This window comes from Aeromonas fluvialis (assembly GCF_000819885.1).
GTDB classification, from domain to species: Bacteria; Pseudomonadota; Gammaproteobacteria; order Enterobacterales; family Aeromonadaceae; genus Aeromonas; species Aeromonas fluvialis.
This window is the reverse complement of record NZ_CDBO01000052.1, coordinates 57,778-79,942: the sequence shown is the minus strand read 5'-3', so window position 1 is coordinate 79,942 and position 22,165 is coordinate 57,778. Positions and strand designations below refer to the sequence as shown.

The 22,165-nt window shown below is 56.8% G+C and carries 23 protein-coding genes; 15 read left to right on the top strand and 8 right to left on the bottom strand.

From position 1 onward, the window contains the following. The first annotated feature begins 202 nt into the window (after positions 1-202). Positions 203-2,014: a translational GTPase TypA gene (typA, locus tag BN1125_RS10860; protein ID WP_042012313.1), complete on the top strand. Its 1,812-nt coding sequence runs from the start codon at positions 203-205 to the stop codon at positions 2,012-2,014. Between the two features lie 199 nt (positions 2,015-2,213). Here typA and BN1125_RS10855 read toward each other — a convergent pair whose 3' ends face one another. From BN1125_RS10855 to def, 5 genes are all read right to left on the bottom strand, one after another. Continuing rightward, a complete protein-coding gene (locus BN1125_RS10855; RefSeq protein ID WP_042012312.1) occupies positions 2,214-3,656 on the bottom strand; it encodes a TrkH family potassium uptake protein in 1,443 nt (480 codons plus the stop codon). 96 nt (positions 3,657-3,752) lie between these two features. Then, complete coding sequence (gene trkA / locus BN1125_RS10850) at positions 3,753-5,129, bottom strand: Trk system potassium transporter TrkA (protein ID WP_042012311.1); 1,377 nt, start codon at positions 5,127-5,129, stop codon at positions 3,753-3,755. Between the two features lie 87 nt (positions 5,130-5,216). Beyond that, positions 5,217-6,509, bottom strand: coding sequence for a 16S rRNA (cytosine(967)-C(5))-methyltransferase RsmB (gene rsmB / locus BN1125_RS10845; RefSeq protein ID WP_042012310.1), 1,293 nt, complete (start codon positions 6,507-6,509; stop codon positions 5,217-5,219). Positions 6,510-6,569: 60 nt separating this feature from the next. Beyond that, the gene (gene fmt, locus BN1125_RS10840) at positions 6,570-7,514 is read right to left on the bottom strand and encodes a methionyl-tRNA formyltransferase (RefSeq protein WP_042012309.1); all 945 of its coding nucleotides are present in this window, start codon (positions 7,512-7,514) and stop codon (positions 6,570-6,572) included. Positions 7,515-7,526: 12 nt separating this feature from the next. Then, positions 7,527-8,039 (bottom strand): peptide deformylase, encoded by a 513-nt coding sequence (gene def / locus BN1125_RS10835; RefSeq protein ID WP_042012308.1) that lies wholly within the window; start codon positions 8,037-8,039, stop codon positions 7,527-7,529. Positions 8,040-8,147: 108 nt separating this feature from the next. Between def and BN1125_RS10830 the strand changes: the two genes are divergently transcribed. The 10 genes from BN1125_RS10830 (at position 8,148) to spfP (ending at position 15,219) form a co-directional block, all read left to right on the top strand. Beyond that, complete coding sequence (locus BN1125_RS10830; protein WP_042012307.1) at positions 8,148-9,239, top strand: LysM peptidoglycan-binding domain-containing protein; 1,092 nt, start codon at positions 8,148-8,150, stop codon at positions 9,237-9,239. Between the two features lies 1 nt (position 9,240). Then, positions 9,241-10,356, top strand: coding sequence for a DNA-processing protein DprA (dprA, locus tag BN1125_RS10825; protein ID WP_042012306.1), 1,116 nt, complete (start codon positions 9,241-9,243; stop codon positions 10,354-10,356). After that, positions 10,349-10,822 carry a DUF494 family protein gene (locus BN1125_RS10820; protein WP_033136505.1) on the top strand — a complete coding sequence of 158 codons (474 nt, stop codon included), beginning with the start codon at positions 10,349-10,351 and terminating at the stop codon, positions 10,820-10,822. Before dprA ends, BN1125_RS10820 begins: the two co-directional genes overlap by 8 nt. Positions 10,823-10,877: 55 nt before the next feature. Continuing rightward, complete coding sequence (locus BN1125_RS10815; RefSeq protein ID WP_042012305.1) at positions 10,878-11,435, top strand: DNA topoisomerase family protein; 558 nt, start codon at positions 10,878-10,880, stop codon at positions 11,433-11,435. Positions 11,436-11,511: 76 nt separating this feature from the next. Then, positions 11,512-12,015 carry a 5-(carboxyamino)imidazole ribonucleotide mutase gene (gene purE, locus BN1125_RS10810; RefSeq protein ID WP_005339704.1) on the top strand — a complete coding sequence of 168 codons (504 nt, stop codon included), beginning with the start codon at positions 11,512-11,514 and terminating at the stop codon, positions 12,013-12,015. Positions 12,016-12,150: 135 nt separating this feature from the next. After that, positions 12,151-12,711 carry an L-threonylcarbamoyladenylate synthase type 1 TsaC gene (gene tsaC / locus BN1125_RS10805; protein ID WP_019445779.1) on the top strand — a complete coding sequence of 187 codons (561 nt, stop codon included), beginning with the start codon at positions 12,151-12,153 and terminating at the stop codon, positions 12,709-12,711. A 126-nt stretch (positions 12,712-12,837) separates the two neighbouring features. Continuing rightward, positions 12,838-13,746 carry an oxygen-dependent coproporphyrinogen oxidase gene (hemF, locus tag BN1125_RS10800; RefSeq protein WP_042012304.1) on the top strand — a complete coding sequence of 303 codons (909 nt, stop codon included), beginning with the start codon at positions 12,838-12,840 and terminating at the stop codon, positions 13,744-13,746. A 103-nt stretch (positions 13,747-13,849) separates the two neighbouring features. Further along, a complete protein-coding gene (gene aroE, locus BN1125_RS10795) occupies positions 13,850-14,671 on the top strand; it encodes a shikimate dehydrogenase (protein WP_042012303.1) in 822 nt (273 codons plus the stop codon). Further along, on the top strand, positions 14,668-14,928 hold the full coding sequence (locus tag BN1125_RS10790; protein ID WP_042012302.1) for a DUF1488 family protein: 261 nt from the start codon (positions 14,668-14,670) through the stop codon (positions 14,926-14,928). Before aroE ends, BN1125_RS10790 begins: the two co-directional genes overlap by 4 nt. 243 nt (positions 14,929-15,171) lie before the next feature. Continuing rightward, positions 15,172-15,219, top strand: a complete 48-nt coding sequence (gene spfP / locus BN1125_RS19900) for a small protein SpfP (RefSeq protein ID WP_462101308.1) — start codon at positions 15,172-15,174, stop codon at positions 15,217-15,219. A 485-nt stretch (positions 15,220-15,704) separates the two neighbouring features. Here the strand turns inward: spfP and yihA are convergent, their stop codons facing one another. Continuing rightward, positions 15,705-16,361, bottom strand: a complete 657-nt coding sequence (gene yihA / locus BN1125_RS10785; protein ID WP_042012301.1) for a ribosome biogenesis GTP-binding protein YihA/YsxC — start codon at positions 16,359-16,361, stop codon at positions 15,705-15,707. A 142-nt stretch (positions 16,362-16,503) separates the two neighbouring features. On the opposite strand from yihA, the gene BN1125_RS10780 reads away from it, so the two are divergent. The 4 genes from BN1125_RS10780 (at position 16,504) to hemN (ending at position 20,403) form a co-directional block, all read left to right on the top strand. Next, positions 16,504-17,121 (top strand): c-type cytochrome, encoded by a 618-nt coding sequence (locus tag BN1125_RS10780; protein WP_042012300.1) that lies wholly within the window; start codon positions 16,504-16,506, stop codon positions 17,119-17,121. Between the two features lie 837 nt (positions 17,122-17,958). Then, positions 17,959-18,546, top strand: a complete 588-nt coding sequence (gene yihI, locus BN1125_RS10775) for a Der GTPase-activating protein YihI (protein WP_042012299.1) — start codon at positions 17,959-17,961, stop codon at positions 18,544-18,546. A gap of 11 nt (positions 18,547-18,557) precedes the next feature. Beyond that, on the top strand, positions 18,558-18,995 hold the full coding sequence (locus tag BN1125_RS10770) for a DUF2489 domain-containing protein (protein ID WP_042012298.1): 438 nt from the start codon (positions 18,558-18,560) through the stop codon (positions 18,993-18,995). 34 nt (positions 18,996-19,029) lie between these two features. Further along, positions 19,030-20,403, top strand: a complete 1,374-nt coding sequence (gene hemN, locus BN1125_RS10765; protein WP_042012297.1) for an oxygen-independent coproporphyrinogen III oxidase — start codon at positions 19,030-19,032, stop codon at positions 20,401-20,403. 722 nt (positions 20,404-21,125) lie between these two features. On the opposite strand, the gene BN1125_RS10760 is transcribed toward hemN, so the two are convergent. Together BN1125_RS10760 and BN1125_RS10755 are read right to left on the bottom strand one after the other, a co-directional pair. Continuing rightward, a complete protein-coding gene (locus tag BN1125_RS10760; protein WP_005339715.1) occupies positions 21,126-21,494 on the bottom strand; it encodes a hypothetical protein in 369 nt (122 codons plus the stop codon). Between the two features lies 1 nt (position 21,495). Next, positions 21,496-22,143, bottom strand: a complete 648-nt coding sequence (locus BN1125_RS10755; RefSeq protein WP_042012296.1) for an AAA family ATPase — start codon at positions 22,141-22,143, stop codon at positions 21,496-21,498. Positions 22,144-22,165 lie beyond the last annotated feature (22 nt).

Genomic DNA, 22,165 nt, shown 5'->3' with positions numbered 1-22,165 from the left:
ATCAATTTAGTGCGATGGTGGATCGTTTTGGTGCGCTGTAATGGTGCGCGAAATACGGTCACCGCCCATCTAAGCAGGGTTTGTCAGAGAGGTCTATGATCCAGATCCGTTGTTATGCGCGAATGTACTGCAATTCTGCTAGGCAGATCACAAAGGCAAGAGTACAATTAGCGCCCAATTTTACCCGGTGATTGAGGCGAGAATGTTAGAGAATTTACGCAATATTGCGATTATTGCGCACGTTGACCACGGCAAAACGACTCTGGTTGATAAGCTGCTGCAGCAGTCCGGCACCCTGGACCGCTCCACGGAAGGCCAGGAACGGATCATGGACTCCAATGATCTGGAACGGGAACGTGGCATCACCATTCTCGCCAAGAACACTGCGATCCGCTGGAATGACTACCGCATCAACATCGTTGATACTCCGGGTCACGCCGACTTCGGTGGTGAAGTTGAGCGCGTACTGTCCATGGTTGACTCCGTGCTGTTGCTGGTTGACGCCGTAGATGGCCCGATGCCGCAAACCCGTTTCGTGACCCAGAAAGCCTTCGCTCAGGGTCTGAAGCCGATTGTGGTCATCAACAAGGTCGACCGTCCGGGCGCTCGTCCTGACTGGGTAATGGATCAGGTGTTTGACCTGTTCGACAACCTGGGCGCGACCGACGAACAGCTGGATTTCAAAGTTGTTTACGCCTCTGCACTGAACGGTTGGGCCACCATGGATCAGGACGTCGAGTCCGAGAACATGGAGCCGCTGTTCCAGGCTATCGTTGACAACGTTGAAGCACCCAAGGCCGATGCCGACGGTGGTTTCCAGATGCAGATCTCCCAGCTGGACTACAACTCCTACGTAGGTGTTATCGGTATCGGCCGTATCACCCGTGGTCGCGTCAAGACCAACCAGCAGGTCACCATCGTCGGTGCCAACGGCAAGAACCGTACCGGCAAAGTCGGTCAGGTGCTGGGTTATCTTGGCCTGTCCCGTACTGAAGTTACCGACGCGCAAGCGGGTGACATCATTGCCATCACCGGTCTGGGCGAGCTGAAAATCTCCGACACCATCTGTGACAACAATGCTGTTGAAGCCCTGCCGCCGCTCTCCGTTGACGAGCCGACCGTGAACATGACCTTCCAGGTCAACACCTCACCGTTCGCCGGTAAAGAGGGCAAGTTCGTGACCTCCCGCAACATTCTGGAGCGTCTGAACCAGGAGCTGGTCCACAACGTGGCCCTGCGTGTGGAAGAGACTGAAGATCCGGACAAGTTCCGCGTATCCGGTCGTGGTGAACTGCACCTCTCCATCCTGATCGAAAACATGCGTCGTGAAGGCTACGAACTGGCGGTATCCCGTCCGGAAGTCATTCTGCGTACCGTGGATGGCGAACTGCAAGAACCGTTTGAAACCGTTACTGTCGACGTTGAAGAAGTGCATCAGGGTTCCGTGATGGAGCAACTCGGCCTGCGTAAGGGCGAGATGACCAACATGACGCCGGATGGCAAGGGTCGTGTCCGTCTTGACTTCATGATCCCGAGCCGTGGCCTGATCGGTTTCCAGACCGAGTTCCTGACCATGACTTCAGGTACCGGTCTGCTGTACCACACCTTTGACCACTACGGTCCGCACAAGGGTGGCAGCATCGGTGAGCGTCAGAACGGCGTGCTGATCTCCAACGCAACCGGTAAGGCGCTGACCTTCGCCCTGTTCGGTCTGCAAGACCGTGGTCGTCTGTTTATCGGTCACGCGACCGAAGTTTACGAAGGCCAGGTGATCGGTATCCACTCCCGTTCCAACGACCTGACCGTTAACTGCCTGAAGGGCAAGCAGCTGACCAACATGCGCGCCTCCGGTACCGACGAAGCTCAAGTGCTGACTCCGCCGATCCGCATGACTCTGGAACAGGCTCTCGAATTCATCGACAACGATGAGCTGGTCGAGATCACTCCCAAGGCCATCCGCATTCGTAAGAAGCTGCTGACCGAGATGGATCGCAAGCGCGCCGGCCGTGGTTAATGCCATGTGCTGATCCGTGTGGTTGCCCACCCGGGTTGCTGACGGAACATTGATAATCGGGCCCAAACCTCTGGTTTGGGCCCGTTTTTTATGTCAGTGATTCACTCTGATCATCCTGATGGGGTTGTTCAGGCCATCCGACAATGGGAATGAATGGGCTGATGCACGCTGCGGCTTTTTGCTGGCGTGCAGTGAAGAGTTACTGGCGCCAGAAGGAGGGGAAGAAGATCACCGCGACCGTCAGGATCTCGAGACGGCCGAGCAGCATGCCGAACGACATCAACCACTTGGCCGAATCGGGCAGGCTGGCGAAGTTGGTGCTGGGACCGACAACAGGTCCCATCCCCGGGCCCACGTTGGCGACGGCCGTGATGGAACTGGAGATGGCCGTCAGGGGGTCAAGCCCGATGGCGCCCAGCAGCGCGGCGATCACCAGAATGATGGCAAAGTAGGCCAGCACGAAGGAGATCATGGAGCGGATGATGGCGTCATTGACGGTACGGCCGTTGTATTTTTGTGGAAACACGGCGGAGGGATGCATCAGCTGGCGCATCTGCTTCTTGAACAGGGCGAAGGCAACTTGAATACGGAATATCTTCAGCCCCCCCGCCGTTGAGCCGGAACAGGCCCCCAGCGCCAGCAGCACCATGAAGAGAATGGTGGTGAGCGGCCCCCAGGTGCCGAAATCGCCGAGACCGTAACCCGTGGTGGTGAGCACCGAGATAATATTGAAGCAGCTGATGCGCAGGGCGTCCCAGAACTCGAATACGTCCCGTTGCCACAGGTAGAAGGTCATGATGAGGGTGATCCAGACCACCAGCCAGAAGAAGCCTCGCACCTGGGCATCCTTGAACAGGCTGTAGTCCCTGTGATTGAGGCTCTGTACATAGAGCAGGAAGGGCAGGCCGCCGAGAAACATGAAGACGGTTCCGATCCAGTGGGCTGAGTGGGAGAAGTGGGACATGGACTGGTCGGAGGTGGAGTAGCCGCCGGTGCTGAGGGTGGTCATGGCGTGGTTGATCGCCTCGAACATGGTCATGCCGCTGGCCCAGTAGGCCATGAAGCAGAGCATGGAGAGCACCAGATAGACCACGACGATATTGTTGGCCACCGTCTTGGCACGTGGAGCGCTTTTGTCGGACCAATCCGAGCTCTCGGTCTGGAACAGCTTCATGCCACCGACGTTGAGGTAGGGCAGTACCGCCACCGCCATCACGATAAAGCCGACCCCGCCCAGCCACTGCAGGATGGAGCGCCACAGCAGGATGCTGTGGGCCATGTTGTCGAGCCCGGAGAGTACGGTGGAGCCCGTGGTGGTCACCCCCGACATGGTCTCGAAATAGGCGTCGGTGAAGGCGATGTGGTTGATGAAGACGAATGGCAGGGCGCCGAAGACGCAGGCCACCACCCACACCGAGGTGGTGAGCAAAAACATCTCCCGCACCCCCAGATGAAATTCCGCCTTGCGGCCGTAGTGAAGGCAGAGCAGGGCGGCGCCGTGGGTGATCAGCACCGACTTGAGGAACTCGACAAAGCCCTCTGACCCGGTGAGCAGTGCCAGCAAGGTGGGCAGCCACATGAAGATCGCCAGCTTGGAGAGCACCAGCCCGAGGGTGAAGATAATGGGACGCAGCTTGATCATGTTCGATAACCTGGTCGTTGATTAACAAAAGACCCGGACCATCCCCTTGGGGGAGCTGAGCCGGGTCTGGTTTGACAGCCTGTGCGCATGAAGACGTTACAGAAAGAAGGGGCTTGGCTGGAACAGCCGCTCCACTTCCGGGATGTACTTCTTGTCCACCAGGAACATGACCACGTGGTCATCCTGCTGGATCCTGGTGCGATCGTGGGCGATTAGCACCTCATCCCCGCGCACCACGGCACCTATGGTGGTGCCCGGTGGCAGCCTGAGTTCGCCCACCGTCTTGCCGACCACCTTGGAGGTGTTCTCGTCGCCGTGGGCAATCGCCTCGATCGCCTCGGCCGCGCCGCGGCGCAGACTGTAGACGTTGGCGATATCGGCCCGGCGCACGTGGGTCAGCAGGGCCGAGATGGTGGCCTGCTGCGGCGAGATGGCGATATCGATGGATCCCCCCTGTACCAGATCGACGTAGGCACCGCGCTGGATCAGCACCATGGTCTTCTTGGCGCCCATCTTCTTGGCGAGCAGGGCCGACATGATGTTGGCCTCGTCCTCGTTGGTCACGGCGATGAATACATCGATCTGATCGATATGCTCTTCGGCCAGCAGCTCCTGATCTGCCGCATCGCCGCAGAAGACGATGGTGTTCTCCAGCAGCTCGGAGAGCTGCTCCGCCCGCTTCTGGTTGCGTTCGATCAGCTTGACGCTGTAACGCTTCTCCAGCTGACGGGCGAGACCGGCGCCGATGTTGCCGCCACCGACGATCATGATGCGGCGATATGGGCTCTCGAGCCGTTGCAGCTCCGACATCACGGCGCGGATATGGCCCGCAGCGGCGACGAAGAAGACCTCGTCATCCGCTTCGATGATGGTGGTGCCTTGCGGACGGATCGGGCGGCCCTGACGGAAGATGGCCGCTACCCGGGTCTCGATGTTGGGCATGTGCTCGCGCAGGGTGGAGAGCGCATTGCCCACCAGTGGGCCACCGTAGTAGGCCTTGACCGCCACCAGACCGACACGACCGCCAGCAAAATCAACCACTTGCAGGGCGCCCGGATATTCGATCAGGCGACGCACATAGTTGGTCACCAGCTGCTCCGGCGCGATCAGGTGATCCACCGGCACCGATTCCGGCAGGAACAGGCGATCCCGCTCGGTCAGATAGGCAGGCGAACGGATCCGCGCCACCTTGTTCGGGGTGTTGAACAGGGAGTAGGCCACCTGACAGGCAATCATGTTGGTCTCGTCACTGTTGGTGACGGCGACCAGCATGTCGGCATCCTGAGCCCCCGCTTCGCGCAGTACCCTGGGGTGGGCGCCGTGACCGTTGACAACCCGCAGGTCGAACTTGTCCTGTAGCTCGCGCAGGCGTTCGCTGTCGGTATCGACGATGGTGATGTCGTTGTTCTCCCCGGCCAGGTTCTCGGCCAGGGTGCCGCCGACCTGGCCGGCTCCCAAAATGATGATTTTCATAGGGAACGTCTACTCACGTTGAGGCTGTAAAGGGAAGTGCCAGAATGGAGCTGGCGGATCTCCCGAATGAGGTTTGTCATACCCGGCTCAGAGCTTGACCAGTTTGGCGTAGTAGAAGCCATCCATCTCGGCTTCACCCGGCAGGAACTGGCGACCCGGGCACTCCGGGGTGTCCTGTTCGTGCAATGGCACCAATTTGGCATCTTTGGTCGCGGCAAGGAAGGCGCGGATCTGTTCGCGGTTCTCTTCCGGCAGGACGGAGCAGGTGGCGTAGAGCAGGGTGCCGCCGCTCTTCAGCTTGCCCCAGAGGGCATTGAGAATGCGGCGTTGCAACTCGGCCAGCTCGCGAATGTCCTGGTCCCGGCGCAGCCACTTGATGTCGGGATGGCGGCGGATGACGCCGGTGGCTGAGCAGGGGGCATCCAGCAGGATGCGATCGAACTGACCCTCCGGCCACCACTGTTCCGGTGCTGCGGCATCGCCGTGGATCACCTTGGCGGTCAGGCCGATGCGATCCAGGTTCTCCTGCACCCGCTTGAGGCGGTTCTCGTCAGCATCGACGGCGACCACGCCAGCGAGCTTGGGTTGACGCTCCAGCAGGTGGGCGGTCTTGCCACCGGGGGCCGCGCAGGCGTCCAGCACCCATTCGCCCGGTTGCGGGTCGAGCAGGGCCGCAGCTTGTTGCGCGGCGCCGTCCTGTACCGAGCAGTCACCGGCTGCGAAGCCGGGCAGCTTGGTGACGTCGCAGGGGCGCTCCAGCAGGATGCAATCCTCGCCCTCTTCACCGGCCACGGCATTGATACCGACTTCGGCCATGCGCGCCAGCATCTGCTCGCGGCTCTGACGCTGGCTGTTGTTGCGGATCCACATGGGAGGGCGCTGGTTGTTCGCCTCCATGATGAATTCCCACTCATCGTGATAGGCCTGACGCAGGCGCTTGGTGAGCCACTCGGGATGACCGAGGCGAATGCTGGGGACGCGGTCGATACGCAGCAGGATCACTTCGGCACTGCGCTGGAAGTTGCGCAGCACGCCGTTAATGAGGCCACGCAGGGAGGTGCCCTTGAGTAGTTTGACGGCATTGACGGTCTCGGCCACCGCGGCGTGAGCCGGAATGCGGGTGTAGATGAGCTGATAGAGACCGACCAGGATGAGGTAGTGGAAGATGCGGCTCTTGTTCTTGAGCGGCTTGTCCATCATCTCGCCGACTGCCGCATCGAGGCGTGGCAGCCAGCGCAGGGTGCCGTAGCAGAGTTCTTGCAGGAGCGCGCGATCGCGAGGCGCAACTTTCTCCTGGGCAGCAGGCAGAACAGCGGAGAGGGATTGACCCTGATCCAGCACCTGTTGAATAACGAGAGCGGCCTGTGCACGTGTTTTCATAGAGTTACCTTAGATGCGCAAGTCGGGGCCTGGGCCCCGCTTGTGTCAATTCAATCCAGTTCAATTCAATTGCGTGCCGGGTTCAAACCAGTCGCGGCGAGAGTTGAGCAGATCCGAAACGGACATCGCCTTCTTGCCGGGCGGTTGCAGGGTCAGCAGGCGCAGTACCCCTTTGCCGGTAGCGATATCGACCCCCTGCTTGCCGGCCTTGAGCAGGGTGCCGGCGGGTTGGCCGTGGTCACTGTCGATAACGGCGGCCTGCCATACCTTGACAGTCTGGTCAGCCACTTCAAACCAGCTGATTGGCCAGGGGTTGAACGAGCGGATACAGCGTTCGATGGCAACAGCTTCCATCGACCAGTCGATGCGGGCCTCTTCCTTGGAGAGCTTTTCGGCGTAGTTTGCCTGCGCATCATCTTGCGCTTCGGCAGCGGTTTCACCGGCGGCCATGGCATTGATGGTGTCGACCAGTGCCAGCGGGCCCAGCTTGGCCAGCTTGTCATAGAGGCTGGCGGAGGTCTCATTGGCGGCGATGGGGCAGGTCACTTTGCGGATCATGGCGCCGGTATCCAGCCCCACATCCATCTGCATGATGGTGACGCCAGTTTCGCTATCGCCCGCCCAGATGGCGCGCTGGATCGGTGCGGCACCGCGCCAGCGTGGCAGCAGGGAGCCATGGACGTTGATGCAGCCCAGACGCGGGGTATCGAGCACCACCTTGGGCAGGATCAGGCCATAGGCCACGACGACCATCAGGTCGGCGCCAAGGGCGGCCAGTTCGGCTTGCGCCTCTTCCTTGCGCAGGGTGGCGGGTTGGTAAACCGGCAGGTTGTGGGCCATTGCCAGCTCTTTGACCGGGCTGGCAGTGAGCTTCTGGCCACGGCCTGCGGGCTTGTCGGTCTGGGTATAAACGGCAACGACCTCATGGTCGGAAGACAACAACGCCGCCAGGTGACGGGCGGCGAAGTCGGGGGTGCCGGCAAAAATCAGTTTCAGCTTATTCAATGGGGCAGATCCTCAGAGGACTTTGCGATCTTCACGGGCCATCTTTTCCAGCTTCTGGCGAATGCGCTGGCGCTTGAGCGGGGACAGGTAATCCACAAACAACTTGCCCATCAGGTGATCCATCTCGTGCTGGATACAGATGGCGAGCAGGTCGTCCGCTTCCAGTTCAAGCGGTTTGCCGTGGCGATCCAGGGCGCGGATCTTGATCTGCTCGGCGCGCGGTACCAGAGCGCGGCTGCCAGGCACGGAGAGGCAACCCTCTTCAATGCCGGTGCTGCCACACTGGGAGATCACTTCCGGATTGATCAATACCAGAGGATCTTCACGGTTTTCAGAGACATCGATCACTATGATGCGTTGATGAATATCCACCTGCGTTGCGGCCAGGCCAATGCCCTCCTCCGCGTACATGGTTTCGAACATATCATCTACAATTTGTTGTAACTCGGGTGTAAAGGTCTCGACAGGGGCTGCGATAGTACGTAGACGCTCATCGGGAAAACGCAATACATCTAGAATGGCCATAGTTTTTTCTTTAGTTTCGTATAAATGCAGTCAATATTGGCGTAATTCTAGTCATTTACGCCGACAAAAAACAGCAACACTTTGCGTACAGAAGTAACAGGGAGTGTTATGTATCTGAAGCAAACCATCCTCACCGGCCTGCTGATCACCATGAGCCAAGCCGCTCTGGCCGATCAGCTGAGGTTGAAAGCGGGTTATCCCGAAAGCTATGTCGTGCAAAAAGGCGATACACTGTGGGATATCTCCGGCAAATATCTCTCTGAACCCTGGCTGTGGCCACGGCTCTGGAACATCAATCCACAGATTGCCAATCCGCACTGGATCTACCCGGGTGACGTACTGCATCTGAGCTGGGTCAATGGTGAGCCCCAACTCGGCAAAGCGATGCAGGGGGGCAAGCAGGTCATCCGCCTCAGCCCGAAAACCCGCTATGAGAGCAAGGCAAATCCTATCCCCACTCTGCCTTTCAGCGAGATTGGTCCCTTTTTGCAGACCGACCATATTCTGGCCGACAATCAGCAGCAGAAAATGCTGCCCTATCTGTTGGGTTCCGACGAGAAGCACATTGGTATGCTGGAGGGGGACACCCTCTATGTCCAGGGGGCTCTGACACCGGGCGCGATGTATGGCATCTACCATCCCGGGGTGGTCTACAAGGATCGCGAGACCGGTGAGCTCTTGGGTCAGGAGGCCATCTTTGTCGGCGTGGTGCGTGCAGTAGCGCTGCTGGAGGGTGATCGGACCGAAGTGATCCTCACTCACAACCAACGTGAAGTGTTGCAGGGTGACAAGGTCATGGCGTTGCCCCCTCAGGAGAGCATGCCCGCGGTGTTCATGCCCAAGGCAGCTCCGGCGATTACACCGGGTTACATCATCGACTTGCCGAGCAAAGCCAGGGGAGGGGGCAAGTTTGATGTGGTCTTGATCAACAAAGGCGCTCGGGATCAACTCTCCGCGGGCGATGTGCTCGATGTCCGGCGTCCGGGGGCTGCGCTGGTCACCAAGAATGGCGATGTGCAGTACAAGGAGTTATCATCGGTCTACAGCAGGGTGTTTTACAGCAGCAACCAAAAGGCGCCACTCCCTTCCGAAGCGATTGCCAGAGTGATGTTGTTCAAGGTGTATGACAAGCTGAGTTATGGCCTCATCATGCAGAGCAAGGACATGGTGAGCTCGGGTTATCAGGTCACGCACTTCTGACGTGAACTATCCTGACGCGCGTCTGGCGCTCTGGCTAACCCTTGATGCGGTCACCGGTATCGGTCCGGTGACCGCTGCACGTCTGTTGGAGCTGGCCGGTGGAAGTATTGAGGCCCTGTTCCAGAGCGATGAAGCGCAACTGCATGGTATGGGGTTGTCGTCAGAGCAGATCAGGCAACTGCGCTGGCCCTCGCCGGTGGTTGAGCAGAGCCTGGCTTGGGCCGCTTTGCCTGACAATCTCCTTATTCCGCAAGATCACCCGATTTATCCACCCTTGTTGCGGGAGATTCCCGCGGCACCCCTGTTGCTCTACTGTCGTGGCGATCTTGCTGCGCTGTCGCTACCCCAGCTGGCAATGGTGGGTACACGCCATCCTACCTATGCAGGCAAAGATAATGCGTCCCGCCTCTGTAGCGAGTTGGTTGGATGCGGGTTAGCCATCACCTCGGGCCTTGCGCTTGGTATCGATGGTGTCTGCCATCAGCAGGCGCTGGCTGCTGGAGGCTTTACTCTCGCCGTGCTGGGCTCGGGTCTTGACAACCTCTACCCCAAACGCCATCAGGGACTGGCAGGTCAGATTCTGGAGAAAGGGGGTTTGCTTATCTCCGAGCTGGCGCCGGATAAAGGGCCGCTGGCTGAACATTTCCCCCGTCGCAACCGTATTATCAGTGGACTCTCGCTGGGCACTCTGGTGGTGGAGGCGACCGAGCAGAGCGGTTCGCTGATCACTGCTCGCTATGCGCTTGAACAGGGGCGCGAAGTGTTTGCAGTGCCCGGCGCCCCGCAAAACGCCCAAGCGATAGGGTGCAACAGATTAATTCAGCAGGGGGCCAAACTTGTGCTGAGTGCGGCCGATATAGTGGTAGAGCTGCCAGAGTGGGTCGCCAGACGATATCCATCGGCCACCCCCTCTGAGCAACCGTATAATAGCGAATTGCCTTATGCCGATTTGTTGGATAACGTAGATTATGAGACCACGAGCGTGGATACCGTTGCCGAGCGGGCCCAGCTTCCTGTCGAAGTGGTATTGGGCAGGTTGGTAGAGCTTGAGCTGGTCGGTGCTGTGATGGCGGTAGCCGGTGGATACGTCAGAGCGAGGAGGGCGAATCATGTTTGATGTATTGATGTACCTTTTCGAGACCTACATCCACAGCGATGCAGATGTGATGGTCGAGCAGGATGAGCTCACCGATGAGTTGAGCCGGGCCGGTTTCGATAAAGAAGAGATCGACAAGGCGCTCGACTGGTTGGAACGGCTGGCCAATCTGCACGATAGCGAGCGGGAGGTCTATGTCACCGCCAGTGCGCAAGGCTCGATGCGTATCTATGCCCCGCAAGAGCTGGCACGCCTGGGCACCGAGTGCCGCGGCTTCCTGCTCTTTCTGGAACAGGCCCAGGTGCTGAATGCCGAAACCCGCGAGATCTGTATCGAGCGCTTGCTCGAGCTGGACAAGCCGGATATCGAGCTGGATGACCTGAAGTGGGTCGTCATGATGGTGCTGTTCAACGTACCGGGCAGTGAAAATGCCTACCAGCAGATGGAAGAGCTGGTGTTTGATGAGTCAGACGGCGTCATTCACTGACAGTCCGGTGCCGCGCTGGTAGAATTCAGGCCATCTGGATTTCAAGGCGCGGCCCATGTCAAAAATCGATCATCATCTCTTTTCAGCCCACGAACATGCCTTCGAGCGCGAACCGTGCCCGCAGTGCGGGGCCGAGCTGGTGATCCGCCAGGGCAAACATGGCCCCTTTCTCGGCTGTTCTGCCTATCCTGCCTGTGTTTACATCCGTTCTCTGACGCCATCCGGCCGCGACATCGAAAAGGTGCTCGAAGGCTCTGCCTGTCCCGATTGCGGAGAGCCGCTGGCGATCAAGAAGGGGCGTTACGGTCTGTTTGTCGGTTGTACCCAGTATCCGGCCTGCCAGCATATCGAATCTCTGCAGGAGAGCGACAATACCCAGATCCTCTGCCCCGAGTGCGGCAAGGGTCATCTGGTGAGCCGTACCTCCCGCTACGGCAAGCAGTTTTACTCCTGTGATGGCTATCCCCACTGCAAATATGTGGTGAACGACAAACCGATCGCCATGCCTTGTCCCGCGTGTGGCTGGGGCATCATGGTTGAGAAAAAAGTGAGGGGAACTCTGCGTTGGGCCTGTCCGCAAAAGAAATGCGGCCACCAAAGTGAGCAGGTATAATCCCGCCGCTGTAACCGGATTGAAACGTTTTCGGTGAACTTCAACCCCCCCCACTTGGAGTAAGGAAATTCCCACCATGAATAAACCCTTTGTTGCCGTATTGATGGGCTCTGATTCTGATTTCCCCGTGATGCAAACCACCCTTGAGGTGCTCAAGTCATTTGATATCGCAGTGGAAGTCAAAGTCACCTCCGCGCACCGCACGCCGGCTGCGACCCATCAGTATGTGACCGATGCCGAGGCCCGTGGCTGCAAGGTCTTTATCTGTGCTGCCGGTCTGGCGGCGCATCTGGCGGGTGCCGTAGCCGGCATCACGACTCGTCCCGTGATCGGGGTGCCCATCGATGGTGGCCCGCTCAAGGGGCTGGATGCACTGCTCTCCACCGTGCAGATGCCCGGTGGTGTACCGGTAGCGACCGTGGCGATCGGCAAAGCCGGTGCCAAGAACGCAGGTTATCTGGCAGCCCAGATGCTGGCAGTAGCCGATGATGAACTGGCGGCCAAGGTTCGGGCCGAACGCCAGAAGAATGCCGAAGAGGTGATGGCCAAGGATGCCGCCCTGCAGGCTCAACTCAAGTAAGTGAACGGGTGGTGCTCCAGATGTGTCGTATTTTTCCTGTGCAACAGCAAAACGTCACTTTGCCATGGTCGCCGCCATACGGATTCAACTTGCTACTAAGTGACGAGGCGGCAGCCAGGCTGCCGCATTTTTCCTATGCCAAATGAATTTGAACAGGCAGTTGCCGCCCTCCAACAGGAAGGGGTGATTGCTTATGCGACCGAGGCCGTGTTTGGTCTGGGTTGTGATCCCGACTCCGAAGTGGCGGTGCAGCGACTGCTGGCCATCAAACAGCGTCCGGTAGAGAAGGGGTTGATCCTGATTGCTGCCGATTTGGCGCAATTGCAGGATTACATCGATCTGAGCCAACTTAGCGGTGAGCAGCTGGCTCGGGTTGAAGCCAGCTGGCCTGGCCCTTTTACCTGGATCATGCCTGCCCGTGCGACGACGCCGGCCTGGCTGACCGGGCAGTTCGAGACCCTGGCGGTGCGGGTGACGGCCCATCCTCAGGTGCAGGCGCTGTGCCGTGCCTTTGGCAAGCCGCTGGTCTCTACCAGCGCCAACCTGACCGGTGAGGAGCCTGCCCGTCGGGTGGCCGATATCGGTGAGCGGCTGGCAAGCAAGCTGGCCTATATCCTGCCCGGTGAAGTGGGTGGTCAAGCCAACCCCTCCGAGATCAAGGACGCCCGAACCGGCGCCATTATTCGCCCCTCCTGATTCGCCCCTCCTGAGCAGGCGGATACGTCATGATTTGCCATCAATCCGCTGAGCAGTGAGCTCACCGGATTGATTTAACTATAAAAATGGACAGGGCGTTCACGATCCTGCCTGACTGGAGACAAGATGAGCAAACCGGATGTGGCCCAGGTCAAGGCCTTCCTGTTGCAGTTGCAGGACGAGATCTGCCGTGGTCTGGAGCAGGCCGACGGCAGTGGGCACTTTGTGGAAGATGCCTGGAGCCGTGAAGGTGGTGGTGGTGGTCGCACCCGCGTGCTGCGCCACGGCGTGGTGATCGAGCAGGGGGGCGTCAACTTCTCCCATGTCTATGGCGATGCTATGCCTGCCTCTGCTACAGCCCATCGGCCAGAGTTGGCCGGTCGCAAGTTCGAGGCGATGGGCGTGTCGCTGGTGATCCATCCGCACAACCCCTATGTGCCGACCAGCCATGCCAACGTCCGTTTCTTCATCGCCGAGAAAGAGGGTGAAGAGCCCATTTGGTGGTTTGGCGGTGGCTTCGATTTGACGCCCTTCTACCCGTTTGCCGAGGATGTGCAGCACTGGCATCAGGTCTCCCGTGATCTCTGCCTGCCATTTGGTGATGAGATCTACCCCGAGTTAAAATCCTGGTGCGATCGCTATTTCTTCCTCAAGCACCGCAATGAGACGCGAGGGGTGGGCGGTCTCTTCTTCGACGATCTGAATCGCTGGCCTTTTGCCGACAGCTTTGCCTTTATGCAGGCGGTAGGTCGGGGTTATCTCGATGCCTACCTGCCGATCATCGAACGACGCAAGGCACAGCCCTATGGCGAGCGGGAGCGGGAGTTCCAGCTCTATCGTCGCGGTCGTTATGTGGAGTTCAATCTGGTGTATGACCGGGGCACCCTGTTCGGGTTGCAGACTGGTGGACGTACCGAGTCGATCCTGATGTCGATGCCACCGCTGGCGCGTTGGGAGTATGACTGGCAGCCGGAGGCGGGCACACCTGAGGCCTTGCTCTACACCGACTATCTCACGCCGCGAGAGTGGTTGTGACCCGAGGGGCCATGATGGCCCCTTTTTGCTGGCCGATATTCGGCTTGTTCCCGAGTGCGAAAACCCGTTAAATCGGAATATTGCCCTCTGATGGAACTCTTTGATGGATCGTTATCTGGTTTTTGGCCACCCGGTGCGCCACAGCAAGTCCCCCTTCATTCACACCCTGTTTGCCAGACAAACCCAGCAAGAGCTGGAGTATGGGCTGGCTGAACCCGCCGTCGACGAGTTTAGCCAAGTCCTGCGGGCCTTCTTTGCCCAAGGGGGCAAGGGCTGCAATGTTACTGTCCCCTTCAAAGAGCAGGCATTCACTCTGGTCGATCGCTTGAGCCCGAGGGCCAAGCGGGCGGGCGCGGTCAATACCATCAAGCTGACCGATGATGGCGTACTGCTGGGCGACAATACTGATGGTGCCGGGCTGGTTGCTGACCTCAAGTCTCATGGCGTGACGCTGGCCGACAGCCGGATCCTGCTGCTGGGTGCCGGAGGTGCTGCTCGTGGTGCGCTGGCACCGCTGCTGGCCGAGCAGCCGGGCACGCTGGTCATCGCGAATCGGACGCACGGAAAAGCGGAGCAGCTGGCCGCTGAATTCCACGATCTGGGAGCGGTTACAGCTCAGACCTATGAGCAATTGGCCGGACCGTTCGATCTCATCATCAACTCCACTTCTGCCAGCCTGCAGGGGGAGTTGCCACCACTGGCTCCCGCCCTGGTCCATCCTGATATCGCCATCTATGACATGATGTATGGTGCATCCGATACCGCCTTTATCAGTTGGGCCAAACAGCATGGGGCCCGTCAGACCATGGATGGACTGGGCATGCTGGTGGAGCAGGCTGCCGAAGCATTCACCGTGTGGCGTGGAATTCGTCCCGGGACTAAACAGGTATTGAGAGAGTTGAAGCGTAACTTGGGGGTGATATGAACCAGGGTATTCTGTTTCCCGATCTGATGGAGTGGCAAACGGACGAACAGCGTGTGCGTTTTCCTGCCCAACAGATGGGCGCGCTGATCGATTGTTACATCAGTCAGCGGCGACTGGAAAAAATGACCGGTCTGGCACTGACGAGAGAGGATGACATAGTCCGGGCCTTCGAAAGCATGCGTTTTGACATTGAAGATATAGCTGAAAAACTCATTGAAGAACAATCATTTGCCGAAGATGGCGCCATCTATCTCTAATTTTTCAAAGTTTTTTTGTTTTGTAGCGGAACTACTTTGGAATGGCGCTGACTAACTAGATAGTTGAGGAAGTGCTAGCTAGTCACCTTTATAACTCCCCGGTATTCGTACTGGGGATTTTTTTATCTGCATGAAAATAAAAGATTTTTTCTTAATCCGTAAGTTGTGAAACTAAATTACATAAATTACTTTCACTTTCTGCTGCTTTGCTGTACAGTTGTCTGCGTAGGGTACAGAGGTAAGATGTTCTATCTTTCAGACCTTTTATTTCACGTAATTGAATGTGGCTGAATAGCTGCCCCGATGAGGTTCTCGTCGGGGTGTTTTTTTATGCGCATCATTTAGAGTAAATGCTTTAAATTGGCGATGCATTTGATAGAATGAGGCTGCTTCTTGAGGAATACCTGTCGTCTGGTACTCAAGATTCAGCTTCTTCCCAATTTTTTGAACTTATTATTTCAGGCTGGATGGCATCACTGTCGTCCGGCCTCATTTTTATCCCTTTCGGTTAGATCTTGTAATTAAATTTCATTTTTGTCTCTTTTTGTAATTCTGGTTCGTTTTGAAAGAACGAATTTGAAAACGCTATCAACGCCGCCTTAAGTTAATTCTTTGTGTGAATTAACTGCCTATCTATATGAACTGTAAGCAGTATTGGATATAGCAGGGGAGGCAAATGCAGGGTGTTTGTCGTGAGGCAGGTGAAAGCGGCAATCTGAAACCCTTTCAATCAGCGGAGGAGTGCTCCGCCAATTGCAAGGAGAGCGAGGAGTAGATTACTCCTCGGCAGGTTGCTGTTGGTCAGCGTCCAGCAGGTCGGTATCGTCACCACTGACGTACCATTCGGTCAGGGTTTGCGCCAGCTTCTCCACACCGATATTGGTGAGGGAGGAGAATGCTTCAACCTGGATCTGGGAGCCGAGGTTGGCAACGGCCTGGCGCACCTTGATCACCTGGTTGTTGCGCGGACCCGGGCTCAGTTTGTCGGCCTTGGTCAGCAACAACATGACGGGCAACTGACGGTGCGAGCTCCACTCCAGCATGTTCATGTCGGTTTCTTTGAGCGGGTGGCGGATGTCCATCAGGATCACCAGACCTTTCAATGACTCACGGCGCTGCAGATACTCTGCCAGTGACTTTTGCCACTTGAGCTTCATTTCGAGCGGAACTTGCGCATAACCATAACCCGGCAAGTCGACCAGACGCTTGCCCGGCTCCAGCTCAAACAGGTTGATCAGCTGGGTACGGCCGGGTGTCTTACTGGTGCGCGCCAGGTTCTTGTGTTTGGTTAAGGTGTTCAATGCAGATGACTTACCGGCGTTGGAACGGCCGGCAAACGCGATCTCGACACCCCCATCATTTGGCAGGTGACGGATGTCGGGTGCGCTGGTCACAAAATGCACCTTATTGAAATTCAGAGTTTGTGTATCCAACGTAAATTCCCCATGGAGATAGAGGGTTATAGAGTTACTTTTTTGTAAAATGGTGTAAAATAGCGTCGCTTAAACACGTTTATTTTAACATGCCTTCAGCGGCATGGGATCTGGAAGCCTAATAACGAAAAGTTGGAACGCCATGAAGAACCTAGTCATTACTCTTGCTCTGATGGTTGGCGTAACGGGGATGGCACAAGCCAAGGGCGATGCCGCTGCGGGACAAACCAAGGCTGCCGTTTGTGCGGCTTGTCATGGACCGGACGGAAACAGCCTGGTTGATATGTACCCCAAAATTGCTGGTCAGCACGCATCATATATCAAAAAGCAGTTAGTTGAACTGAAGGCTGCCGCTTCTGGTCAAATTGGCCGGGTTGCGCCAGTGATGGGGCCGATGGCGTTACCTTTGTCGGAACAGGACATGGATGACCTGGCGGCTTATTTCTCCAGCCTGAAGGTTACCCCTATCGCTGTCCCTGACGACGTGGTCGAAGCGGGCAAGGCACTCTATATGGGTGGTGATGTGAGTCGCGGTCTGGCAGCCTGTACGGCTTGTCATGGTCCCCGTGGCTCGGGTATCGAACAGGCCAAGTATCCCAACCTGTCTGGCCAGCACCCTGCCTATATCAAGGCTCAGCTCACCGCATTCCGTGCCGGGACGCGTGACAACGATCCGAATGGCATGATGCGGGACGTTGCCAAGAAACTGACTGATCAGGATATCGAAGCCCTCTCCAAATATGTGGCGGGTCTGCACTGATATAGTCGATACGGTCGATTTGAGTTGAAACGGGGAGCCTGGGCTCCCCGTTGTTTTTATGGCTTTCAGATAATTCTCGGTTTAATCCCCCCGTTCTGTAAGAGATCTCCCATTCTCAAGGCAGGCCAAGGCTCATAAAATTGCATGCAATAATAAATAATCATTACTTATCAATTAATTATGTGAATATTGATATTTTTCGGCCGGTTGATAATGTTTTGAGTGGATTGAGCCGCTTTATAGAGTTGATACAGTAGACTCAATGGATTCACCCGCAGGATTGGGTTGCGGTTTCACCACAGGACGTTGTGAGCAGAGGATGGCTGGCGTGGCGGGATGCCATGGGCTCGGATGAGCTGGCAAAGGATTGAAGGATCAGGATGGTGACCATCTCCGGAGCGGGATGGGGTTGCGGGATGCAGACTCCCCGGCACGATGGCAGGATGCGGTCGAGACGGGTCAAACAGGCACGCGCACATTCAGGAACGACCAATATAAGGTCAGGATGACCACACCACGATATGATGCGGCGACACGCTGTCACTGAGCGGACGAAACAGATTGTTTTGACATTCAGGATAGTGCTCCCGTGATCATATCAAGGCAGCTTCGGCTGCCTTTTTTCTTTTGGGTCATTAACCCGATTAGCCATTCTGTGTCAAAATACCAGCAACATGCCCAGAGGATACCGATCCTGCGGTGTTCAGTGGCCTGATTGGGCCGGATTGGTACGGGATCCTGCTCTTGTTCCAGCCTTACTGTTCCTCGCATCGTATCCCACCGGGTGAGATCATCCCGGGTACGGGTCAAACCAGTTATTTTCGGAGTTAGCCATTCATGTCTGCTAAACAACCCACTCGCAAGCCTACTGGCAAGCGCAAAGAATCTGATGTCAGTGCTCAGGAAGGCCGTGAGCGTAAACGGGCTGCCAAGCGCAAGGGCCTGAAGGCTGGTTCTCGTCAGCAAGTTGAACAGTCGAAGAACAAATCTGGCAACAGCCAGTCCAAAGATCCGCGTATCGGTTCCCGCAAGCAGGTAGTACTGGTGGTAGATGACAAACAGAAGAAGCCGGCAGCACCCAAGGCGGTGAAAGAGAAGAAGCTGGTGATGACGCCCGAGCAGGAGCTGGCTTCCATCGAAAACGATGACCGCTTGAATGATCTGCTGGATCGTCTGGATGCCGGTGAAACCCTGGAAGCGACCGAGCAGGCCTGGGTTGATCAGCGCGTCGACCGTTATCAGGAGCTGATGGATGAGCTGGGCATCATCGACAACGATGATGATGAAGATGATGAGCTGCCGTTTGATGATGGCGATGACGCCGAGTTCGACGAGCAAAAACCGGCCTCCGAAGAGGAGTTGTGGGATCGTTTCAACCAGGTCGATTTCAAACCGGAACCAAAGCCTGAGCCGAAGAAAAAGTGATGAGTGGATGGATGCTGGCCACCCTGTTGGGCGGCCTGATTTTGTCAGGGCTGGCCATCTATGCGGGTATGCTGCTGGCGAGACTCAAAAGACAGCACTCAATGCAGTTACAGGCGATTGCGGCCCGCAATGAGCGAATTCTGGATAGTGTGCGGGTCATTGCCCATGCGGTGCAGGAGGGGCAGTGTGATTACTCCGAAGGCGCCATTCGGCTGACCAATCTGCTTGATGCGTTGCAGATCAAGGGGGGGCGAGCGTTCGTTGCCGAGTTCCCGGGTCTGTACGGGCTGTATGAGAAGGTGAAAGATATGCCGACTCATGAGGCCAGACGTGCCCTCAAGCGCAATGAAGTGATGAAGATGGATCTCGAACGCAGCGGCTACGAGGCCGAGCTGGAGGCTCAGATCCTCAAGGATGTGGCCCAGCTGAAGGATTTCCGGCTAGGCTGACGAGCCGTCGATAACAACAAGAGAGGAAGCGAGCGTGCAAGCAGAACAGATAGTGTGGGATCAGGCCCTGATCGAAAAATATAACTACAGCGGCCCAAGATACACCTCTTATCCCACCGCGCTGGAGTTTAACGAGAGCTTCGGCTATCAGGATTTTGTCCGTGCAGCCGGCCAGTACCCTGAGCGCAATCTGTCGCTCTACGTGCACATCCCTTTCTGTCACAAGCTCTGTTATTACTGCGGCTGCAACAAGGTCATTACCCGCCATCAGCACAAGGCTGACGAGTATCTCGACTACCTCGAGCAGGAGATCAAGGCACAGGCTCCGCTCTTCAAGCATCGTCTGGTCACCCAGCTGCACTGGGGGGGCGGTACACCGACCTATCTGGGTGAGGCGCAGACACGTCGTCTGATGGCCATGCTGCGTGAACACTTCCGGTTCGCCGAGGAAGGGGAGTTCAGTATCGAGGTCGATCCACGCGAGATCGCCATCACCATGCTGGATGTATTGCGAGACGTCGGCTTCAACCGTATCAGCCTCGGGGTGCAGGATTTCAACAAGGATGTACAGGTCGCGGTCAACCGCGAGCAGGACAACGACTTTATTAAGGCCATGCTGGAGCGGGCCCGTGAACTTGGCTTCCGCTCGACCAACCTCGACCTGATCTATGGCCTGCCACATCAGGATCGTGCTAGCTTCCACCATACGCTGGAAGAGGTGATCAAGACGGATCCCGCCCGCCTCTCTATCTTTAACTATGCCCATCTGCCGAGTCGCTTCGCTGCCCAGCGCAAGCTGAAAGAGGTCGACATGCCCGCTCCGCAGGAGAAGCTGGCCATGCTGCAGGATACCATCGCCTTCCTCACCGGTCAGGGTTACCAGTTCATCGGCATGGACCATTTTGCCAAACCCGATGACGAGCTGGCGGTGGCGCAGCGCGAGGGCAAGCTGCACCGCAACTTCCAGGGCTATACCACCCAGGGAGATTGCGATCTGCTGGGACTGGGGGTCTCCTCCATCAGCATGATCGGTGATGCCTACTCCCAGAATCAGAAAGAGCTCAAGGCGTATTACGCTCAGGTTGGCGAGCTGGGTCATGCCCAGTGGAAAGGCTGCTCGCTCAATCAGGATGACCTGATCCGCCGCGAGGTGATCAAGCGGCTTATCTGTGATTTCCGTCTGAACTTTGCCGTTGTCGAACAGGCGCACGGGCTCAATTTCAGAGAATATTTTGCCGACGATCTCAAGCTGCTGCAGACCTTCATCAACGATGGATTGGTGCGTATGACGGAGGATGGTCTGGAGGTCTCCTCCACGGGGCAGCTGCTGATCCGCAATATCTGCATGTGTTTCGACGTGTACTTGCGCAACAAGGCGCGCCAGCAGCAGTTCTCTCGCGTGATATAAGCTTGTTTGCCGATCAGAAAACAGAGAAGGGCGCCATCGTGGCGCCCTTTTCATATCTATTTTTGCTTAAGCAGAGGGTCGGGAAGATTATGGCAAGAAGGCCGTGGGCTGAGGCAAGCAATGGGGCGGTGAAAAGCAGATAAAAAGATGGGGGCGACTTGCGTCGCCCCCGGTAGTCGTATCGCTCAGATCCTTGAACGAAGTTGCTCCCTGCAATCCCTGACTGTTTACCTCTTCCTTTAGGTTTCCCCTTCCCAATCCTTTGGGGTGTCCTTTAGCCATCTTGGCCTGACGAGTCATCCTGTCTCGTCGCACTTTCTCCATCCTGGGAGGTGTCCTTTACCACATCCTGTGGTGAGTCCATTTGCCCAACCCTGGCAGCCAATCTTCCTGACCGACTTCATTGCGTCCGTGCATGAGTAACTATAAGGATTTTCTAACCGGCTACAACGTCAGATTGGAAAACGTTTTTGTCATTAGCCATTTCGAAAGTAGTGCGTTTCGATTTATTAATTTATAAACAGCTAGTTAAGTTGATCTTCTTCATATTTTAAGATCTTATCTTCCGATTATCTCGGGGATCTTTTCGGCTGTTGGCTTACATATGTAATGGCAGATCTCTTACACGGCGTTTTGGTTGCTTCAGAAACAGATTTTGCAGTCTGATGATGGTCATTCGGGGTGAGTAGGCGAGGCACATAAAGAGTAGCTGAATGGAGAGATTATGAGCGCTGGTTGAGTCGCTCATAGATGGTCTGGCGCTCTTCAGGAGTCAACGAAGAGAAGTAGTGGGTAAAGAGGCGCAGCAACAGGGACTTGTTCATGCCGTCTTGCTGGGTCAGATTACCCAGCTCATCGATGGCCACCGTGCTCATGGAGAAGGTGGCCTTTTTGTAGCTGGGCTTCAGGTGCTCGCCACTCTCGATAAAGGCCAGCGCCGACAAGGCTTCATCACGATGCAAGCCCAGTTCAAGGCTGACCACCTTGGGTTTGCCCTTGGCATAGAACTCCGCATCTTCGATAAATTCGTCGACGGTGAACTTTTTCTGGTGATGCAGCTGGTGCTTTTTCTTCAGATCGGCCAGACCCATCTCACACCCCCACTTGCAGGAACTCTTTGGCGATGGTCCGGATCTCTTCGGCGGATTTGCCATCCGGCTCGATCTCCATCACCGACAGTCCCTTCTCTTCGCTGTCGTCATAGACGTTGCGGCCATAGGTGATGGCGTTCAGGACGTCGACACCGAACGAGGAGCAAACCTCTTTCGCCTCCAGAATGCGTTTTACCTGATTGGGCAGGGCGGGACACTGGGTCAGCACTACTGCTGCATTGAGCGTCGGATTGACCATCTTGCAGGTGGTGATGAGATCTTCCATGTGGGGCAGGGTCTTGAGGTCGCGGCGTTTCGGGCGCAAGGGGATCAGGGCGTGGGTGGCGACAGCCATGGTGGAGCGCAGAGCCCGGTTGTCTTGCCCGCCGCAATCGACGATGACGTAGTCGTAGCGGTTTTTCAGGCTGAGCAGGTCGTTGCGAATATTGCCATAGAGCTGAACGCAGTTGATTTGTGGCAGCTCCGGGTTGTCATTGCGTTCCTGAATCCAGTCAGAGGTGGTGCGCTGCGGGTCGCAGTCGACCAGCAATACCTCCCCCTGAAATTGGGATCTGAGGTAGACCGCCAGGTTTTGTGCCAGGCAGCTCTTGCCACTCCCCCCCTTCTCTCCACCGACCAACAAGATCATGACGTTCCCCTATCCATGAGAA